Annotated in this window: 17 protein-coding genes and 1 pseudogene; 7 read left to right on the top strand and 11 right to left on the bottom strand. The window is 66.4% G+C overall.

The features are described 5' to 3' along the window. Nucleotides 1-8: 8 nt before the first annotated feature. The 10 genes from C4K27_RS12975 to C4K27_RS12930 all read right to left on the bottom strand — a co-directional run bounded on the left by C4K27_RS12975 (nucleotide 9) and on the right by C4K27_RS12930 (nucleotide 9,854). Nucleotides 9-776 (bottom strand): ABC transporter ATP-binding protein, encoded by a 768-nt coding sequence (locus C4K27_RS12975; RefSeq protein ID WP_053260756.1) that lies wholly within the window; start codon nucleotides 774-776, stop codon nucleotides 9-11. Nucleotides 777-779: 3 nt separating this feature from the next. After that, on the bottom strand, nucleotides 780-2,120 hold the full coding sequence (locus tag C4K27_RS12970; RefSeq protein ID WP_053260755.1) for an ABC transporter substrate-binding protein: 1,341 nt from the start codon (nucleotides 2,118-2,120) through the stop codon (nucleotides 780-782). A 26-nt stretch (nucleotides 2,121-2,146) separates the two neighbouring features. Next, nucleotides 2,147-3,196: a branched-chain amino acid ABC transporter permease gene (locus C4K27_RS12965; protein WP_053260754.1), complete on the bottom strand. Its 1,050-nt coding sequence runs from the start codon at nucleotides 3,194-3,196 to the stop codon at nucleotides 2,147-2,149. Between the two features lie 4 nt (nucleotides 3,197-3,200). Continuing rightward, nucleotides 3,201-4,082 carry a branched-chain amino acid ABC transporter permease gene (locus C4K27_RS12960; RefSeq protein ID WP_053260753.1) on the bottom strand — a complete coding sequence of 294 codons (882 nt, stop codon included), beginning with the start codon at nucleotides 4,080-4,082 and terminating at the stop codon, nucleotides 3,201-3,203. Further along, entirely contained in the window at nucleotides 4,082-4,858 is a 777-nt protein-coding gene (locus C4K27_RS12955) for an ABC transporter ATP-binding protein (protein WP_007923895.1), read from the bottom strand. Before C4K27_RS12955 ends, C4K27_RS12960 begins: the two co-directional genes overlap by 1 nt. Then, nucleotides 4,855-5,844: an AMP-binding protein gene (locus C4K27_RS12950; RefSeq protein WP_053260752.1), complete on the bottom strand. Its 990-nt coding sequence runs from the start codon at nucleotides 5,842-5,844 to the stop codon at nucleotides 4,855-4,857. The genes C4K27_RS12955 and C4K27_RS12950 overlap by 4 nt, the downstream gene beginning before the upstream one ends. A gap of 166 nt (nucleotides 5,845-6,010) precedes the next feature. Beyond that, nucleotides 6,011-7,429 (bottom strand): LLM class flavin-dependent oxidoreductase, encoded by a 1,419-nt coding sequence (locus tag C4K27_RS12945; RefSeq protein WP_053260751.1) that lies wholly within the window; start codon nucleotides 7,427-7,429, stop codon nucleotides 6,011-6,013. Next, nucleotides 7,429-7,905, bottom strand: a complete 477-nt coding sequence (locus tag C4K27_RS12940) for an acyl-CoA dehydrogenase (RefSeq protein WP_053260750.1) — start codon at nucleotides 7,903-7,905, stop codon at nucleotides 7,429-7,431. Before C4K27_RS12940 ends, C4K27_RS12945 begins: the two co-directional genes overlap by 1 nt. A gap of 10 nt (nucleotides 7,906-7,915) precedes the next feature. After that, on the bottom strand, nucleotides 7,916-9,118 hold the full coding sequence (locus tag C4K27_RS12935; RefSeq protein WP_053260749.1) for an SfnB family sulfur acquisition oxidoreductase: 1,203 nt from the start codon (nucleotides 9,116-9,118) through the stop codon (nucleotides 7,916-7,918). A 172-nt stretch (nucleotides 9,119-9,290) separates the two neighbouring features. Beyond that, nucleotides 9,291-9,854, bottom strand: a complete 564-nt coding sequence (locus C4K27_RS12930) for a helix-turn-helix domain-containing protein (RefSeq protein ID WP_009043403.1) — start codon at nucleotides 9,852-9,854, stop codon at nucleotides 9,291-9,293. A gap of 15 nt (nucleotides 9,855-9,869) precedes the next feature. Between C4K27_RS12930 and C4K27_RS12925 the strand changes: the two are divergent. Continuing rightward, nucleotides 9,870-10,887, top strand: a pseudogene (locus C4K27_RS12925) (DMT family transporter). Nucleotide 10,888: 1 nt separating this feature from the next. On the opposite strand, the gene C4K27_RS12920 reads toward C4K27_RS12925, so the two are convergent. Beyond that, on the bottom strand, nucleotides 10,889-11,332 hold the full coding sequence (locus C4K27_RS12920; RefSeq protein ID WP_053260747.1) for a hypothetical protein: 444 nt from the start codon (nucleotides 11,330-11,332) through the stop codon (nucleotides 10,889-10,891). Between the two features lie 244 nt (nucleotides 11,333-11,576). On the opposite strand from C4K27_RS12920, the gene C4K27_RS12915 reads away from it, so the two are divergent. The 6 genes from C4K27_RS12915 to C4K27_RS12890 are packed head-to-tail and all read left to right on the top strand — an operon-like array spanning nucleotide 11,577 to nucleotide 17,631. Next, a complete protein-coding gene (locus C4K27_RS12915; protein ID WP_053260746.1) occupies nucleotides 11,577-14,480 on the top strand; it encodes a monovalent cation/H+ antiporter subunit A in 2,904 nt (967 codons plus the stop codon). After that, nucleotides 14,480-14,824, top strand: a complete 345-nt coding sequence (locus C4K27_RS12910; RefSeq protein ID WP_003202835.1) for a Na+/H+ antiporter subunit C — start codon at nucleotides 14,480-14,482, stop codon at nucleotides 14,822-14,824. Before C4K27_RS12915 ends, C4K27_RS12910 begins: the two co-directional genes overlap by 1 nt. Then, nucleotides 14,821-16,506, top strand: a complete 1,686-nt coding sequence (locus tag C4K27_RS12905; RefSeq protein WP_053260745.1) for a monovalent cation/H+ antiporter subunit D — start codon at nucleotides 14,821-14,823, stop codon at nucleotides 16,504-16,506. Before C4K27_RS12910 ends, C4K27_RS12905 begins: the two co-directional genes overlap by 4 nt. After that, entirely contained in the window at nucleotides 16,503-16,991 is a 489-nt protein-coding gene (locus C4K27_RS12900; RefSeq protein WP_053260744.1) for a Na+/H+ antiporter subunit E, read from the top strand. The genes C4K27_RS12905 and C4K27_RS12900 overlap by 4 nt, the downstream gene beginning before the upstream one ends. Continuing rightward, nucleotides 16,988-17,266 (top strand): K+/H+ antiporter subunit F, encoded by a 279-nt coding sequence (locus C4K27_RS12895; RefSeq protein WP_007932799.1) that lies wholly within the window; start codon nucleotides 16,988-16,990, stop codon nucleotides 17,264-17,266. The genes C4K27_RS12900 and C4K27_RS12895 overlap by 4 nt, the downstream gene beginning before the upstream one ends. Beyond that, nucleotides 17,263-17,631, top strand: coding sequence for a Na+/H+ antiporter subunit G (locus tag C4K27_RS12890; RefSeq protein ID WP_053260743.1), 369 nt, complete (start codon nucleotides 17,263-17,265; stop codon nucleotides 17,629-17,631). The genes C4K27_RS12895 and C4K27_RS12890 overlap by 4 nt, the downstream gene beginning before the upstream one ends.

Below are 17,631 nucleotides of genomic sequence, written 5' to 3'. Positions count from 1 at the left end.
CTCACGGGTCAGTGCCTGCCTAGGTAGAAGTCATGCAGATCGCCCCGGGCCAGCAGTTCATCGGCCGTGCCGGACCAGGCCACGCGCCCGGTGTCGAGCACGTAGGCCCTGGAGGCGTACTTGAGCGCCACATTAATGTTTTGTTCAGCGATCAGGAAGCTCACCCGCGCCTCGCGATTGAGTTGCGCGACAATTTCGAAAATCTCCTGGACGATGATCGGCGCCAGCCCCATGGACGGCTCGTCCAGCAGCACCAGGCGCGGCCGGGTCATCAGCGCGCGGCCGAGGGCAACCATCTGCTGCTCGCCGCCCGAGGTCAGGCCGGCGCGGGTGCCGCGCCTGGTCTTCAGGCGCGGGAACCAGGCGTAGATACGTTCCAGGTCGGCGGCCAGTTCCCGGCGGCTCAAGCCACGGACAAAACCGCCGCTGCGCAGGTTGTCCTCCACCGTCAACTGCGGGAACACATGGCGCCCCTCCAGCACATGGACCATGCCCTGGCGCACCCGCTGGCTGGGATCGACGCCGGCACTGTCCTGGCCGAGAAAGGCGATCGAGCCACGGCTGACCTCGGCCCGCTCGGCGCGCAGCAGCCCGGAGATCGCCTTGAGGCTGGTGCTCTTGCCGGCGCCGTTGGCCCCCAGCAAGGCGACTATGCCACCCTCGGGCACGCTCAGGGAGACCCCGGCCACCGCGAGAATCGCACCGTCGTAGATCACCTCGATATCGCGCACCTGCAACAGGTCGTCGGCCGTGGCGGCCGGAGCGGTCTGGCTCATGCTTCATTCATCCCCGGTGCAGCTGCGTGGCGTGAGGTTCTTCTCCTTGGCGAAGGCTGCCGACTTCTCGTCGATCAGCGGCCGCAGCAAGGCGCGGTCGGCGGCGATCCAGTCGCTGATCAGGGTCCAGTGGGCGCCGTCCCACTGCTGCACCCGCGCCGAACCGCCGCCCTCGTGATCGCGGCAGGACAGCTTGAGGTTCTGCATCAACCCCAGGTAACCCATGTCCTTGAGCCGGGCGTCGTCGATGTTCAGGTGCTCCAGGCCCCAGCGGCCTTCTTCGCCATTGAGCGGGCGCTGGCCGAACTTGCCCTGGGCGGTGCGGATCGCCTCGACCGCCACCGCGGCGTTCACCAGCCCGGAGTTGTAGTACACGCTGCCGAAGTTCTTCAGGTCCGCAAGGTCGCTCTTGCCCTGGTCGAGGATGTGTTGCTTGAGGCGCCGGTGGATCTCGAAATCGCTTCCCGCAGGATAAGGCGTCAACGCCAGGTAGCCTTTGGCCGCCGCGCCGGCCGGCAATACATCTTCGCTGGAGCTGGCCCAGATGTCGCCGATGATGTGGTCCACCGGGAAGCCGAAGCGCGCGGCGGTCTTCACCGCCACCGGGGTCGAGACGCCCCAGGTGCGCAGGAACACCCAGTCGGGGTTCTGCTGGCGCACCTGGCGCCATTGCGCCGACTGCTCGTTACCCGGATCGGCCACCGGAATCTGGATGTTCTCGAAGCCGTACTTCTGCGCCAGCAGTTTCAGCGGGCCGAGGGTTTCCCGGCCATAGGCCGAATCGTGGTAGACCGTGGCGATCTTCTTGCCCTTGAGCTTGTCGAAGCCGCCCTCGCGCTCGGCGATGTAGTTCACCAGGGTCGACGCCTCGCTGTAGAAGGTCAGCATCACCGGAAAGTTATAGGGAAACAGCGTGCCGTCGGTGGCTTCGGTACGGCCGTAACCCAGGGTGATCAGCGGGATCTTGTCGACCTCGGCACGCTCGCTCAGGGCATAGGCCGCCGGTGCGCCGTTGGGCTGGTAGACCGCCACCGGCGCGCCATCCAGGCCGTTCTTGAAGCGCTCGTAGCACTCGATGCCCTTCTCCGCCGTCCACTCGGTCTCGCACTCCTGCCAGACCAGCTTGACCCCGTTGATCCCGCCTTCCACCTGATTGATGTAGTTCAGGTAGTCGATCATGCCGGCCCACACCTGCACCCCGCTGGAGGCATAGGCGCCGACCCGGTAAGTGGCCAGCGGAAAGAACTGCTGGTCCGCCGCGGCCTGCGCCACGGGCGCCGCGCCGCCGAGGATCGCCAGCGCCACCGCGACGCCGGCCAGGGAACGTTTCAAGGATGCACGCATATCTTCTCTCTACTCAGGAGTGGAATTCAGAAGCGCAGCGGCCAGTGACCCAGCCGTTGACGGAGATTGCCCAACAGCCGGACCAGGCCCTCCGGCTCCTTGATCAGGAACAGGATGATCAGCACGCCGAAGATGATTTTCTGCAGGTTCTGCAACTGCCCGGCATCCACCGCACCACCCGACAGGGCTTGCCCGGCGTGGCTCAACAGGATCGGCAGCAGGCTGATAAAGGCCGCGCCGACGAAGTTGCCGGCCACGCTGCCCATGCCGCCGATAATGATGATGAACAGGATCTGGAACGAACGATTGATATCGAAGCTGCTGGCGCTGGCGGTGCCCAGGTAGGCGAAGGCCCACAGGGCGCCGGCGATGCCCAGGTAGAAGGAACTGACGGCGAACGCCAGGCGCTTGTAGCGCGCCACCGGAATGCCGATCACCGCCGCCGCGGTGTCCATGTCGCGAATCGCCATCCAGTTGCGCCCGACCTGGCTGCGCACCAGGTTCAGCGCGACCCAGGTCAACAGCAGCACGCAGGCCAGGGTCAGCAGGTAACGCCCGACCGGGGTATTGAGGTCATGGCCGAACAGGCTCAGCCGGGGCGCCGAAATGGTCCCCGAGGAGCCGTAGTTGTAGAACCAGGGAAACTTGACGAACAGCCACTCCAGGAAGAATTGCGCCGCCAGGGTGGTGACCATCAGGTAGAAGCCCTTGATCCGCGAACTGGGCAGGCCGAACAGCCAGCCCACCGCCGCGCTGATCAAGCCGCCGCCGAGCAGCGCCAGGGGCAGGCCCAGCTCCGGCAGGCGCAGCAGGAAGCCATAAGTGGCGAAGGCCCCGACCGCCATGAAGCCGGCGGCGCCGACCGAGGTCTGGCCGGTGTAACCGGTGAGCAGGTTGAGGCCGAGCCCGGCCAGGGACAGCACCAGGAACGGGATCAGAATGGCGTTGAGCCAATAGTCGTTGCCCACCAGGGGCACGCCGACCAGGGCCAGCAACAGCAGGCCGCCCAGGCCCCAGGGCAGGCGGCGCGGGATCAACAGCACAGGCGCGGTGGCCTGGGTCAGGGGAATGGACATGGGTTCAGACTCGCTCGATGGCGCGCTCGCCGAACAGGCCGGCGGGACGGATATAAAGGAAGGCCAGGGCCAGCACATAGGCGAACCAGGGGGTGATGCCGCCGCCGATCAGCGGGCCGATGTAGACCTCGGCCAGATTCTCCGCGGCGCCGACGATCAGCCCGCCGACTATCGCCCCGCCGATCGAGGTGAAGCCGCCGATGATCAGCACCGGCAAAGCCTTGAGCACCACCAGCGACAGCGAGAACTGCACGCCCTGGCGCGCGCCCCAGAGCAGCCCGGCCACCAGCCCGACAATGCCGGCCACCGCCCAGACGATCTGCCAGATGCGGTTGAGGTTGATGCCGATCGACAGCGCGGCCGTGGTGTCGTCGGCCACCGCCCGCAGCGACACACCGATCCGGGTCTTGTTGAACAGCAGCGCCAGCACCGTCACCAGCACCACCGCCGTGGTCGCGGCGATCAGGTCGAACTGGCTGAGCATCAGCGGCCCGAGGAACAGCGGCACGTCGTCGATGCCCAGGTCCAGCGCCCTGACCTGGGAGCCCATGAGCCCCTGAGCCAAGCCTTCGATGATGAACGACAGGCCCAGGGTGGCCATGAACAGGGTGATCTGCGAACGATTGACCAATGGCCGCAGCACCAGCCGCTCGATCAGCCAGGCGCCGGCGATCATCACCAGCACCGTCGCCAGCAGCGCCAGGACAAAGGGCACGCCCTGGTCGTGCAGGCTGACGAAGGTCAGTGCGGCGAACAGCAACATCGCGCCCTGGGCGAAATTGAACACGCCGCTGGCCTTGTAGATCAGCACGAAGCCGATGGCCACCAGCGAATACAGGGTGCCGGCCAGCAGGCCGCCGAGCAGGGTTTCGAAGAAAAAGCTCATCAGTGCACCGCCCCCAGGTAGGCGGCGATCACCTCGGGGTCGGCCTGCACTTCGGCCGGGGTGCCGTCGCCGACCTTGCGCCCGTAGTCCAGCACCACCACATGGTCGGACAGGTCCATGACCACGTTCATATCGTGCTCGATCAGCACCACCGTGGTGCCGAGGTCGCGGTTGATGTCGGCGATGAAACGCGCCATGTCCTGTTTTTCCTCGGCGTTCATCCCGGCCATGGGCTCGTCCAGCAGCAACAGGCTGGGCCCGGCGATCAGGGCCCGGCCCAGCTCGACGCGCTTTTGCAGGCCGTAGGACAGGTTGCCCACCGGCACATCGCGCTGCGCCTGCAACTCGAGGAACTCGAGAATGCCCTGGGCCAGTTGCCGATGGGCCTCGGCCTCGCGCCGCGCCCGGGGCAGCCCCAGGGCCTGTTCGATAAAGCGGGCGCGGGTGTGCCGCGACAGGCCGCTGAGCAGGTTGTCGATCACGCTCATCTTCTTGAACAGCGCGTTGTTCTGGAAGGTGCGGCCGATACCCCGGCGCGCGGCCTGCAAGGGGTCGATGCGCTGGAACGCCTCGCGGTCGAAGACAATCGAGCCGGCGTCGAAGCGATAGACGCCATTGAGGATATTGAGCAAGGAGCTCTTGCCGGCGCCGTTGGGCCCGATCAGCGCGCAGATCTCGCCGCGCGCGACCGCGAAGGACAGCTGGTTGATCGCCTTCACCCCCTTGAACGACAGGGAGATGGCATTGACTTGCAGGATGGGGTCGGCGGCGCTCATGCGATATTCCGTTTGAATTCGGCCAGCCACACCGGCGCCGAAGGTGTCGAGGGGTTGCCGGGGGCCTGCCAGATGTAATCCAGGCGCTGGAACCCCAGGAGCCGGCGCACCCGGTTCTTCAGCAGCCGTTGCAGGGGGCGGTGCGGCTGGGCAATGGCCCAGTCGCACAGGCGGCGGCGCCAACTGCCCACGGGCGCCAGGCGGCTTTCGATGTCGTCGGCCAGGCGTTGCAGGCAAGGCCCCGAGAGCAGCAGGCCGCTGGGGGCGACATCGCGGCGGTCGCGGCTGGCCGAACCGCGGCTTTCCGGGAAGGCCAGGCTATGGCCGCTGTGCAGCCACTGGTGCAGCAAGACCCTCAGGCCTTCCGGCCAGTGCGTGCCCTCCTCGCTCCACAGCTGCGCGGCATGGGCCGGATGCCGCCAGTGGTTCTGGCGCTGGGGCTTTTCCCGGCTGCCGAGCAGGTCGCCGAAGGCCAGCACCGGCTGGCGCGAACCCTGCGGCAGACGCGGAACAGGCTGATGGGCAATCAACAATTGCGGGGCAATACTGTTTTCACCGGCCGCGACCCAACGCAGCAACTGCTGGCGCGAATGCACGAAGGCATGGCTGGGGCGCAGGTTCCACAGGGCCTGGCGCAGGGCTTGCGGGTCGAGTTCGTCGCTCAGGGTCAGCACCTGGCCGCCCACCCGTTGCGCGGCCAGGGCCAGGAGCAGCAGGTTGGGCTCGAACAGGCCGCTCAACGCCAGTCGCGAGCCTTCGTCGAAACCCTGTTGGCGCAGGCCGTCGGCCAGGCGCTCGACATCCCGCGCGGCGTCGATCCAGCGCCAGTTGTACCAATGGCCGTGGCGCTTGTGACGCAACGCGCTGGCCAGCGGGCTGACCTGCGCCCAGTGCTGCAACAGCTCCAGGGCCGCGGGCAGCAGCACAGTATTTTCCGGTGTTCGCGCGTCCGCCGGGGGCGAACGCTTGAGTTCATGCACGCTCATGGACTGACCTCGATTCCTTGGGCAAAAGCGTGCGGTGGTCCGCTGGCTGGTTTTTTGGCTTGCACTGCACCTGTAGCCGCTGCCGCAGGCTGCGATCGACCGACAGGTCGTGACGATCACACTGACGCTGAAGGTCCTTCGGACCTATCGCAGCCTGTGGCAGCGGCTACAGGGACGGTATCCGGATGGAGGCCACCTGCTGCTCCTGGCGATGCCAGGCCGCCAGATCGCGATAAGCACTGCCCGGATGGTTCTGCGGCAAGCGCGGCCCGGCGCCGAACAGTTTCTCGCGCAAGGTGCCGGGGGCGTATTCGGTCTTGTACACGCCGCGCTTCTGCAACTCGGGGACCAGCAGTTCGACGGCATCGACAAAGGTTTCGTGGGTCAGCGCGTAGGCCAGGTTGAAGCCGTCCACATCGGTGTCCTCGACCCACTCCTGGAGCAGGTCGGCCACGGTTTCCGGGCTGCCGACGAACAGCGGGCCGAAGCCGCCGATGCCGACCCAGTCCGCCAGCTCATGGGGCGTCCAGACCTTGTTCGGGTCGGCCGTGGAGAAGGCCTCCACCGCCGACTGGATGGCGTTGGTGTGCACATGCTTGAGCGGCTCATCAGGCTTGAACTGGCTGAAGTCGATGCCGGTCCAGCCGGAAATCAGCGCCATGGCGCCCTCGTAGCTGACCCAGGACTTGTACTCCTCGAACTTGGCCCTGGCCTTGGCGTCGGTCTCGCCGAGGATCACCGTCTGCAGGTTGAAGATCAGGATCTGCGCCGGATCGCGCCCGGCCTCGGCGGCGCGGCGGCGGATATCGGCCACGGTCTTCTTCAGCAGCACCTTGGACGGCGCGGCGACAAACACGCACTCGGCCTGTTCGGCGGCGAACTGCTTGCCACGGCTCGACGCCCCGGCCTGGTAGAGCACCGGGGTGCGTTGCGGCGAAGGCTCGCAGAGGTGGATGCCCGGCACCTGGAAGTGTGGGCCGACGTGGCGGATCTCATGGATCTTGCTCGGGTCGCTGAAGATCCGCCGTTCCCGGTCGCGCAGCACCGCGCCCTCTTCCCAGCTGCCTTCCCAGAGCTTGTAGCAAACCTCCAGGTATTCCTCGGCGTAGTCGTAGCGAGCGTCGTGCTCGGTCTGGGCTTTCTGCCCCAGGTTCTTCGCCCCGCTTTCCAGGTAGGAGGTGACGATGTTCCAGCCAGCGCGGCCGCGGGTCAGGTGGTCGAGTGTGGAAAGACGCCGGGCGAAGGGATAGGGATGCTCGAACGACAGCGACGCGGTCAGGCCGAAGCCCAGGTGCTCGGTGACCAGGGCCATGGGCGGGATCAGTTGCAGCGGGTCGTTGACCGGCACCTGGGCCGCCTGGCGGATCGCCGCCTCGCCGTTGCCCTGGTAGACGTCGTAGATGCCCAGCACATCGGCGATAAACAGGCCATCGAACTTGCCGCGTTCGAGGATCCGTGCCAGGTCGGTCCAGTATTCGAGGTCCTTGTATTGCCAGGAGCGATCCCGGGGGTGGGCCCACAGGCCCGGCGACTGATGGCCGACACAGTTCATGTCGAACGCGTTGAGACGGATTTCCCGGGCCATCAAACCGCACTCCTGAAACTGGGCGGCACCACGCCGTTGAGGCGGTAGTTGCCGATCAACGGGTATTTCCAGCGCAAGGGCTCACCCTGCGCGGCGGGCAGCGGGCTGCGCCGGCCGGTCAGCTCGAACTCGGCGTTGCTCACCGCGAGCAAGGCCTCGCGGCTGGCGATGGCCGCCTCGGCCTGGGCCACGCCGATTTCGGCGACGTCGTGCTCCCTGGCGAGCAGCGATTGCGCCCGTTCCTGCAAGGCGGCGGCGACTTCGATACGGATCAGCAGGTCGCCAAAGCGGCTGATCACATAAGGGTCGTCGCTGGCTCGGGCCAGGCCGCTGCCGGGCCAGGGTTTGGCCTGCTCACGGACAAACTTGAGGGTCGATTGCAGCAGCTCGCGGGCGCGGCGCAGGTCGTCGTGGCTGTGCTCGGCCTGTTCATCGGCGGGTGTTTCATGGGCGGTGGCTTGGCTCAATGCGTTCATGGGCGATTCCTCAGTTCCAGGCGTGGCGGGCCGGCTTGACGCCGTTGAGCAGGAAGTTGCCGATCAGGTGGTATTTCCAGCGCGCCGGGTCGTGCAGGGTGTGGGTCCGCGCGTTGCGCCAGTAGCGGTCGAGGTTGTACTTGCCCAGCACCGAGCGGGTGCCGGCCAGCTCGAACAGCTTGCTGCTGGCGAGCAAGGCGCTTTGTGCCGACAGCACCTTGGCTTGCGCCACCACCACCGAGGCCTGGGCCACGCTGTCTTCGTTGGGTTCGCGCAGTGCCCGGTCGATGGCCAGGCCGGCTTTTTCCAGGATCGCCTCGGTGCCGTGCACCCGCCATTCCAGGTCACCGATGGCGGCGATAGTGAACGGGTCCTGCCAGCCATGATCCTGGCCACTGTCGATCCAGGGACGCGACTGGCGCGCGTGGCGCTTGGCTTCTTCCAGGGCGCCGACTGCCAGGCCGGTGTCCACCGCCGCCTGGATGATCTGCGAGATCGGCCCGTCGGCGGTGGGTTCGTCGAACGCGCGATGGGCCGGGATCACCGCGCTCAGCGGCACCTGCACCGCGTCGAGGGTGACGCCGCCGCTGGCGGTGGTGCGCTGGCCGAAACCGTCCCAGCTGTCGATCACCGTCAGGCCGGGGTTGTCCCGCTCGATAAAGGCGATGAACGCCTTGTTCTCTTCGTCGACCGCCACCGCCGGCACGATGTGGGCGAACAAGGCACCGGTGCAGTAGAACTTCTCGCCGTCGATCCGCGCGCCGTCGCCGTTGAAACGAATGCGGGTCTCGAAGGCGCCGGCATGCTTGCTGCCGGCTTCGGAGAACGCATTGCCGAAGCGATAACCCTGCAGCACCTTGGCGAAGTAATAGCGCTTCTGCTCCTCGCTGGCGGTCTGCAGCAGGATGTCGAGCACACCCAGGTGGTTCTGCGGCAGCTGGCCAAGGGACGAGTCGGCGGCGGAAATGATCTTGATCACCTCCGCCACCGTCACGTAGGACACCCCGGCGCCCCCGTAAGCCTTGGGAATGGTGATGCCCCACAGGCCGCTGGCGGAGAACTCATCCAGCTCGGCGAACGGCAGGCGCCGCTCGCGATCGCGCACGCTGGCCTCGACGGCGAAACGTTCGGCCAGGGTCCGGGCGACGGCGATGGCCTCGGCGTCGGAGTGGATGATGTGGGCGGTTCGGGTGGGTTGAGCAGTGGCTGTCATGGCCGACTCCAGGTCCTGTCGAATGCGGAAGATCCGTTCTGACCTGGAGATTGCAGAAGTCGTGCCGAAGACTATAAGTCTTATAAATCAATAAGTTGATTTACACTCATAAGAAATAGCATCAATTGAAAACAGGCAAAATGTTCAAGCACTGTTGCCCAGGCAACAGTGCTCAGATCACCACGTTGCGCACAAAACGCACCGCCACCGCCCCATCGTTGCGATAGGCATGCGGCAGGTTGCTGGCGAACATGAAGAACTCGCCGCTGTCCAGGCGCCGCTCCTGTTCACCCAGGACCAGGGTCAGGCAACCCTCGAAGACATACAGCTGCTCGCTCCAGCCTTCGGCGTCCGGTTCCGACAGGTATTGCTCGCCCGGCTCCAGGCGCCACTCCCACAGCTCCACTTCGCGGCAGGCGTTGGCCTTGGCCAGCAGCACCGCCTTGCTCCCGGGAATCAGCCCGGCCCAGGCCAGCTCGTTGATCCGGCTCGGGTCGCGGGCATCGGGGGCCTGGATCAGGTCGCTGAAGGCCACGTCCAGGGCTTCGGCCACCCGGTCCAGGGTGCTGAGGCTGACATTCTTCTCACCGGCCTCGATGGCCACCAGCATGCGCCGGCTGACCCCGGACTTTTCCGCCAGGGCGCTCTGGCTCAGCTCGGCGGCGTGGCGCAGGCGCCGGACGTTGTGACTGACATGCTGCAGCACGGAAGCGCGCTGCCCAGGATCTTTGTGCACTATATTGCTCACTGTATGGGTTTGCGCAGTATACTGCCCAACTTCGCGGCGCATTGTGCGGCCGCCCCGGGTAGCACGCAAGGGCATGACGTCGGTGAACTCCTGCAAATCTTCTTCCTTCTTCCTCAAACTGAGCAAAGCCGAGTGCGCGCTGGTGCTGATCACCATGGTCTGGGGCGGCACCTTTCTCACGGTGCAGCACGCCATGACCGTCAGCGGCCCGATGTTCTTTGTCGGCCTGCGGTTCGCCGCGGCGGCCTGCATCGTCGGGCTGTTCTCCCTGCGCAGCCTGCGCGGGCTGACCCTGTTCGAACTCAAGGCCGGGGTCTTCATCGGCACCGCCATCATGCTTGGCTACGGCCTGCAGACCGTGGGCCTGCAAACCATTCCCAGCAGCCAGTCGGCCTTTATCACCGCGCTGTACGTGCCCTTCGTGCCGCTGCTGCAATGGCTGTTCATGGGCAAGCGCCCGGGGCTGATGCCGAGCATCGGCATCATGCTGGCCTTCACCGGCCTGATGCTGCTCTCCGGGCCCAGCGGCGCCGCGCTGGACTTCAGCCCGGGGGAAATCGCCACCCTGATCAGCACCGTGGCCATCGCCGCGGAAATCATCCTGATCAGCACCTATGCCGGCCAGGTCGATGTGCGCCGGGTCACAGTAGTACAACTGGCCGCGACCTCGGTGCTGTCGTTCCTGATGGTAGTGCCGACCCAGGAAGCCATCCCGGACTTTTCCTGGCTGCTGCTGGCCAGCGCCCTGGGCCTGGGCGCCGCCAGCGCGGCGATCCAGGTAGCGATGAACTGGGCGCAGAAAAGCGTCTCGCCGACCCGCGCCACCCTGATCTACGCCGGCGAACCGGTATGGGCCGGGCTGGTCGGGCGCATCGCCGGCGAACGCCTGCCGGCCCTGGCCCTGCTGGGCGGCGCGCTGATCGTCGCGGCGGTGATCGTCAGCGAGTTGAAGACCAAGGGTAAGAGCGGCGAAGTGGTCGAGGCGGATCGGCTGGATGAGACCGCGGACTCGCAACGCTGAGCTAGCGCGGCAACGATTGGAGGATGGCCGCCAGCTCCTGCCGGGACAGCTGGCCGGCCTGTATGGCGGCGACAATGTCTTCTCGCGTCATGGTTTTATCCGGGACCTGCTCGGGATCGATATTCCACAACCACAAGGGGCTGATCCGCTCCTGTCCCGGCCAGAAGGCCTTGGGCAAGGCTTCCTGGGCAATGACGCCCTTGTGATAGAAGTACACCAGGTAACGGCCATGGCCCTCGGCAAAGCCGGTGTCGTAATAGAGCACGGTGCCGGCGGGCAAGGCCGCCGCTGTTTGCCCCTCGATCGACAAGGGTTCCAGGGTCTTGAAGCGGCTCATGCCGGCAGTGGGCCCGGCCAGGGTCAGCCACAGCCAGACGATCCAGCCGCCGAAGGCCATCAACAGCAGGCTGGCGAGGGTTTTGCGGGTAAAGGGTCCGAGGGTCATAAAGGGCCTGTCTGCTTCCTTTCAAGCGGGTCCGTTGCCGAGGGGCGCGACCATAACACCGCGCGCAGCGCTTTGTTGTCATTCACCCCGGGCAAACTGCCAGGGCTTTCGGCCAAGCCGGTTCTTATCCCCTGCCTTGACGGCTGGCCGAAGGGGTTTTGTAGGATCCTGCCACAGCTTCAAGGTTGGTGATCACAGAGTCGGCACGTATGATGCATCACAATTTCCCGCAGATTAGAAGCCTATGTCCCTGATAGTTCTACTGCTTCTGCCTTTTATCGGCAGCTGTCTGGCGGCCTTGCTGCCGCACAACGCACGTAACACCGAGTCCCTGCTGGCAGGCCTGGTCGCCTTGGCCGGTAGCGTGGCGGTGGCCTCGATGTACCCGCAGATCGCCCATGGCGGCGTGATCCGTGAAGAGTTCAACTGGCTGCCCAGCCTGGGCCTGAACTTCGTCCTGCGCATGGACGGCTTCGCCTGGCTGTTCTCCATGCTGGTGCTGGCCATCGGTACCCTGGTGTCGCTGTACGCGCGTTACTACATGTCGCCGGAAGACCCGGTGCCGCGCTTCTTCGCGTTTTTCCTGGCCTTCATGGGCGCCATGCTCGGCCTGGTGATTTCCGGCAACCTGATCCAGATCGTGTTCTTCTGGGAACTGACCAGCCTGTTCTCCTTCCTGCTGATCGGCTACTGGCACCACCGCTCCGATGCCCGGCGCGGGGCCTACATGGCGCTGATGGTCACCGGCGCGGGGGGCTTGTGCCTGCTGGCGGGGGTCATGCTGCTCGGCCATGTGGTCGGCAGCTACGACCTGGACCAGGTCCTGGCTGCCGGAGATCTCATCCGAGCCCATGCCCTCTACCCCATTCTCCTGCCGCTGATCCTGATCGGCGCCCTCAGCAAAAGCGCGCAATTCCCCTTCCACTTCTGGCTGCCCCACGCCATGGCCGCGCCGACACCGGTCTCGGCCTACCTGCACTCGGCGACCATGGTCAAGGCCGGGGTGTTCCTCCTCGCCCGCCTCTGGCCGTCGCTGTCCGGCAGCGAAGAATGGTTCTGGATCGTCGGCGGCGCCGGGGCCGCGACCCTGGTGCTGGGCGCCTACTGCGCGATGTTCCAGAACGACCTCAAGGGCCTGCTGGCCTACTCGACCATCAGCCACCTGGGCCTGATCACCCTGCTGCTGGGCCTGAACAGCCCGCTGGCCGCGGTGGCCGCGGTGTTCCATATCCTCAACCACGCCACCTTCAAGGCCTCGCTGTTCATGGCCGCCGGCATCATCGACCACGAAAGCGGCACCCGCGACATCCGCAAGCTCAACGGCCTGATCAAGCTGATGCCGTTCACCGCGACCCTGGCCATGGTTGCCAGCGCCTCCATGGCCGGCGTGCCGCTGCTCAACGGCTTCCTGTCGAAAGAGATGTTCTTCGCCGAGACGGTGTTCATCAATTCCACCGCCTGGGTCGAGGCCTCCCTGCCGGTGATCGCCACCATCGCCGGGACCTTCAGCGTCGCCTACTCCCTGCGCTTCACCGTGGATGTGTTCTTCGGCAAACCGGCCGAAGACCTGCCGCACACGCCCCACGAGCCGCCACGCTGGATGCGCGCGCCAGTGGAACTGCTGGTGTTCACCTGCCTGCTGGTGGGGATCTTCCCGGCGCAGATGGTCGGCCCGCTGCTGGCCGCGGCCGCCCAGCCGGTGGTCGGCGGCACCCTGCCGGAGTACAGCCTGGCGATCTGGCACGGCCTGAATGCGCCGATGATCATGAGCCTGATCGCCATGTCCTGCGGCATCGTGCTCTACCTGCTGTTGCGTGCCCCGCTGGTGCGCGGTGATTTCGCCTATCCGCCGCTGATCGGCCGCTTCAACGGCAAGCGCCTGTTCGAACGCAGCCTGGTGAGCATGATGCGCCTGGCCCGGCGCCTGGAAGGGCGGATCAGCACCCAGCGCCTGCAGACCCAGCTGTTCCTGCTGGTGCTGGTGGCGGTGCTGGCCGGCCTGATCCCGATGCTCTACAGCAGCCTGAGCTGGGGCGACCGGCCGAAGATCCCGGGCTCCATCGTCTTCGTCACCCTCTGGCTGCTGGCCATCGCCTGCGCCCTGGGTGCCGCCTGGCAAGCCAAGTACCACCGTCTGGCAGCCCTGACCATGGTCAGCGTCTGCGGGCTGATGACCTGCGTGACCTTCGTCTGGTTCTCCGCGCCGGACCTGGCCCTGACCCAGTTGGTGGTGGAAGTGGTGACCACGGTACTGATCCTGCTCGGCCTGCGCTGGCTGCCCCGGCGGATCGAGGATGTTTCGCCGCTGCCCAGCAGCCTGCCCAAGGCCCGTGCCCGCCGCCTGCGCGACCTGCTGCTGTCGATCGCCGTCGGCCTGGGCATGGCCGTGCTGTCCTACGCCATGCTGACCCGCCAGACCCCCAACGACATTTCCTCGTTCTACCTCAGCCGCGCCCTGCCGGAAGGCGGCGGCAGCAATGTGGTGAATGTGATGCTGGTGGACTTCCGCGGCTTCGACACCCTGGGCGAGATCACCGTGCTGGTGGCCGTGGCCCTGACCGTGTTCGCCCTGCTGCGACGCTTCCGCCCGCCCAAGGAAAGCATGCAGCTGCCGGCCCAGCAGCGCCTGCTGGCGCCCGACGTGGTCACCGACCTGGTCAACCCGCGCCAGGCCAGCGACACCGCCCTGGGCTTCATGATGGTGCCGGCGGTGCTGGTGCGCCTGCTGCTGCCGATCGCCCTGGTAGTGTCGTTCTACCTGTTCATGCGCGGCCACAACCTGCCGGGCGGCGGTTTCGTCGCCGGCCTGGTGATGTCGGTGGCGTTCATCCTGCAATACATGGTCGCCGGCACCCAGTGGGTCGAGGCCCAGATGAGCCTGCGGCCGCTGCGCTGGATGGGCACCGGCCTGCTGTTCGCCACCCTGACCGGACTCGGCGCCCTGGCGTTCGGCTACCCGTTCCTGACCACCCATACCCTGCACCTGGACCTGCCGCTGCTGGGCGATATCCATATCGCCAGCGCGCTGTTCTTCGACATCGGCGTGTACGCCGTGGTGGTCGGCTCGACCCTGCTGATCCTCACCGCGCTGGCGCACCAGTCGGTGCGTGCCCAAGTCAAACCCCAAGCCAAGCCAGGAGCCGCCTGATGGAAGAAGTCATTGCAATCGCCATTGGTGTGCTGGCGGCCTCCGGCGTCTGGCTGGTGCTGCGGCCACGGACCTTCCAGGTGGTGATGGGCCTGTGCCTGCTGTCCTACGGGGTCAACCTGTTCATCTTCAGCATGGGCAGCCTGTTCATCGGCAAGGAGCCGATCATCAAGGACGGCGTGCCCCAGGACCTGCTGCACTACACCGACCCGCTGCCCCAGGCGCTGGTACTCACGGCGATCGTCATCAGCTTCGCCATGACCGCGCTGTTCCTGGTGGTGCTGCTGGCGTCCAGGGGCCTGACCGGCACCGACCATGTGGATGGCCGGGAGCCCAAGGAATGAACCTGATGCCGCACCTGATCGTCGCGCCCATCCTGCTGCCGCTGCTGACCGCCGCGGTGATGCTGATGCTCGGCGAGAAACATCGCCCGCTCAAAGCCAGGATCAACCTGTTCTCCAGCATGCTCGGCCTGGGCATCTCCGTGCTGTTGCTGTGCTGGACCCAGCAGACCGGCGTGCCCGGTTCCGTCGGCGTGTACCTGCCGGGCAACTGGCAGGTGCCGTTCGGCATCGTGCTGGTGGTCGATCGTCTGTCGGCGCTGATGCTGGTGCTCACCGGAATCATTGGCGTCAGCGCCCTGCTGTTCGCCATGGCCCGCTGGGACCGCGCCGGGGCCAGTTTCCACGCGCTGTTCCAGATCCAGCTGATGGGCCTGTACGGTGCCTTCCTGACCGCCGACCTGTTCAACCTGTTCGTGTTCTTCGAAGTGCTGCTGGCCGCCTCCTACGGCCTGATGCTGCACGGCTCGGGGCGGGCGCGGGTGTCCGCCGGCCTGCACTACGTGGCGATCAACCTGCTGGCCTCGTCGCTGTTCCTGATCGGCGCGGCGCTGATCTACGGCGTCACCGGCACCCTGAACATGGCCGACCTGGCGCTGAAGATCCCGCTGGTGCCGGAAGCCGACCGTGGCCTGCTGCACGCCGGCGCGGCGATCCTGGCCACCGCGTTCCTGGCCAAGGCCGGCATGTGGCCGCTGAACTTCTGGCTGGTGCCGGCCTACTCCTCGGCCAGCGCGCCGGTGGCGGCGATGTTCGCGATCATGACCAAGGTCGGCGTCTACACCCTGCTGCGCCTGTGGACCCTGCTGTTCTCCGGCCAGGCCGGGGCCTCGGCCTACTTCGGCGGCGACTGGCTGATCTACGGCGGCATGGCGACCATCGTCGGCGCGGCCCTGGCGATCCTCGCCGCGCAACGCCTGGAGCGCATGGCCAGCCTGAGCATCCTGGTCTCGGCCGGGATACTCCTGGCGGCGATCGGCTTCGCCCAGCCCAGGCTGATTGCCGGCGCACTGTTCTACCTGGTCAGCTCGACCCTGGCCCTGAGCGCGCTGTTTTTGCTGGCCGAACTGATCGAGCGTTCGCGTTCGGCCAACGAGATCCCCCTGGAGGATGAAGTCGAAACCCTGCCCCGGCCCCAGGAGTCGCTGCAACCGCCACCGGGCACCAACCTGGACGACGAGCGCAAAGCCGTGGTCGGCCAAGTGATTCCCTGGACCATGGCCTTCCTCGGCCTGAGTTTCATCGCCTGCGCGCTGCTGATCATCGGCATGCCGCCGCTGTCGGGTTTCATCGGCAAGCTGAGCCTGATCGGCGCCCTGCTCAACCCGCTGGGGCTGGGCCAGGCCACGGATGCGCCGCTGTCCGGCGCCGCCTGGGGCCTGCTGGCCTTGCTGATCCTCTCAGGCCTGGCGTCGCTGATCGCCTTTTCGCGCCTGGGCATCCGGCGCTTCTGGGCCCCGGAAGAGCGGCCCTCGCCACTGCTGCGGCGCTTCGAGTGCGTGCCGATCATCGCCCTGCTCGGGCTGTGCATGCTACTGACCGTCAAGGCCGAGCCGCTGCTGCGCTTTACCCAGGCCGCCGCCGACAGCCTCAACGATCCGCAGCAATATGTGATGGCCGTGCTCGGCACCCGGGCGGTCCCCAGCCCCGAAGCCCAGGCGGCGTTGCAGGAGGTGCAGCCATGAAGCGCCTGTTCCCCGCCCCCTGGTTGTCGCTGGCGCTGTGGCTGCTGTGGCTGGTGCTGAACCTGTCCGTCAGCCCCGGTAACCTGCTGCTCGGCGCGCTGCTGGGGTTCTGCGCGCCCTTGATGATGCGGCCGCTGCGCCCGCTGCCGATCCGCATCCGCCGCCCCGCGACCATCCTGCGCCTGTTGCTGGTGGTCGGTCGCGATGTGCTGCTGTCGAACCTGGCCGTGGCCTGGGGCGTGCTCAACGCAGGGCGCCGTCCGCCGCGCTCGCGCTTCGTCAAGATCCCCCTGGAGCTGCGCGACGCCAACGGCCTGGCCGCGCTCTCGACCATCACCACGGTGGTGCCGGGCACGGTGTGGTCCGAGCTGTCCCTGGACCGCAGCATCCTGCTGCTGCATGTGTTCGACCTGGACGACGAAGCGGCTTTCATCCAGCACTTCAAGACGACCTACGAGCGTCCGTTGATGGAGATCTTCGAATGAGTGCCCTGCTCACGAACGCAATCCTGTTCAGCCTGTTCCTGTTTTCCGTGGCCATGGTCCTGACCCTGGTCCGGCTGTTCAAGGGCCCCTCGGCCCAGGACCGGGTCCTGGCCCTGGACTACCTGTACATCCTGGCGATGCTGATGATGCTGGTGCTGGGCATCCGCTACGCCAGCGACACCTACTTCGAGGCGGCGCTGCTGATCGCCCTGTTCGGCTTTGTCGGCTCCTTCGCCCTGGCCAAATTCCTCCTGCGTGGCGAGGTGATCGAATGAATGCCGTCAGTGAACTGTCGTGGTGGATCGAGATACCGGTGGCGATCCTGCTGGTGCTCAGCAGTAGCTTCGCGCTGATCGGCGCCCTGGGCATGCTGCGCATGAAGGATTACTTCCAGCGCATGCACCCGCCGGCCCTGGCCTCGACCCTGGGCGCCTGGTGCGTGGCCCTGGCGTCGATCCTGTATTTCTCGGGGATGAAATCGGGGCCGGTGCTGCACGCCTGGCTGATCCCGATCCTGCTGTCGATCACCGTGCCGGTGACCACCCTGCTGCTGGCGCGGGCGGCGCTGTTCCGCAAGCGCATGGCCGGCCACGATGTACCGGCGGAGGTCAGCAGCCGACGCAGCGAAAGCGGCAGCTAG

It is taken from the genome of Pseudomonas chlororaphis subsp. chlororaphis (assembly GCF_003945765.1).
GTDB classification, from domain to species: Bacteria; Pseudomonadota; Gammaproteobacteria; order Pseudomonadales; family Pseudomonadaceae; genus Aquipseudomonas; species Aquipseudomonas chlororaphis.
Note: the sequence above shows the minus strand (reverse complement) of the source record. Positions and strands in the feature narration are given on the sequence as shown.

What these genes read in the sequence shown, in the direction of transcription:
- C4K27_RS12975 (WP_053260756.1), bottom strand. Translation starts at nt 776, where the DNA reads ATGAGCCAGACCGCTCCGGCCGCCACGGCCGACGACCTGTTGCAGGTG.
- C4K27_RS12970 (WP_053260755.1), bottom strand. Translation starts at nt 2,120, where the DNA reads ATGCGTGCATCCTTGAAACGTTCCCTGGCCGGCGTCGCGGTGGCGCTG.
- C4K27_RS12965 (WP_053260754.1), bottom strand. Translation starts at nt 3,196, where the DNA reads ATGTCCATTCCCCTGACCCAGGCCACCGCGCCTGTGCTGTTGATCCCG.
- C4K27_RS12960 (WP_053260753.1), bottom strand. Translation starts at nt 4,082, where the DNA reads ATGAGCTTTTTCTTCGAAACCCTGCTCGGCGGCCTGCTGGCCGGCACC.
- C4K27_RS12955 (WP_007923895.1), bottom strand. Translation starts at nt 4,858, where the DNA reads ATGAGCGCCGCCGACCCCATCCTGCAAGTCAATGCCATCTCCCTGTCG.
- C4K27_RS12950 (WP_053260752.1), bottom strand. Translation starts at nt 5,844, where the DNA reads ATGAGCGTGCATGAACTCAAGCGTTCGCCCCCGGCGGACGCGCGAACA.
- C4K27_RS12945 (WP_053260751.1), bottom strand. Translation starts at nt 7,429, where the DNA reads ATGGCCCGGGAAATCCGTCTCAACGCGTTCGACATGAACTGTGTCGGC.
- C4K27_RS12940 (WP_053260750.1), bottom strand. Translation starts at nt 7,905, where the DNA reads ATGAACGCATTGAGCCAAGCCACCGCCCATGAAACACCCGCCGATGAA.
- C4K27_RS12935 (WP_053260749.1), bottom strand. Translation starts at nt 9,118, where the DNA reads ATGACAGCCACTGCTCAACCCACCCGAACCGCCCACATCATCCACTCC.
- C4K27_RS12920 (WP_053260747.1), bottom strand. Translation starts at nt 11,332, where the DNA reads ATGACCCTCGGACCCTTTACCCGCAAAACCCTCGCCAGCCTGCTGTTG.
- C4K27_RS12915 (WP_053260746.1), top strand. Translation starts at nt 11,577, where the DNA reads ATGTCCCTGATAGTTCTACTGCTTCTGCCTTTTATCGGCAGCTGTCTG.
- C4K27_RS12910 (WP_003202835.1), top strand. Translation starts at nt 14,480, where the DNA reads ATGGAAGAAGTCATTGCAATCGCCATTGGTGTGCTGGCGGCCTCCGGC.
- C4K27_RS12905 (WP_053260745.1), top strand. Translation starts at nt 14,821, where the DNA reads ATGAACCTGATGCCGCACCTGATCGTCGCGCCCATCCTGCTGCCGCTG.
- C4K27_RS12900 (WP_053260744.1), top strand. Translation starts at nt 16,503, where the DNA reads ATGAAGCGCCTGTTCCCCGCCCCCTGGTTGTCGCTGGCGCTGTGGCTG.
- C4K27_RS12895 (WP_007932799.1), top strand. Translation starts at nt 16,988, where the DNA reads ATGAGTGCCCTGCTCACGAACGCAATCCTGTTCAGCCTGTTCCTGTTT.
- C4K27_RS12890 (WP_053260743.1), top strand. Translation starts at nt 17,263, where the DNA reads ATGAATGCCGTCAGTGAACTGTCGTGGTGGATCGAGATACCGGTGGCG.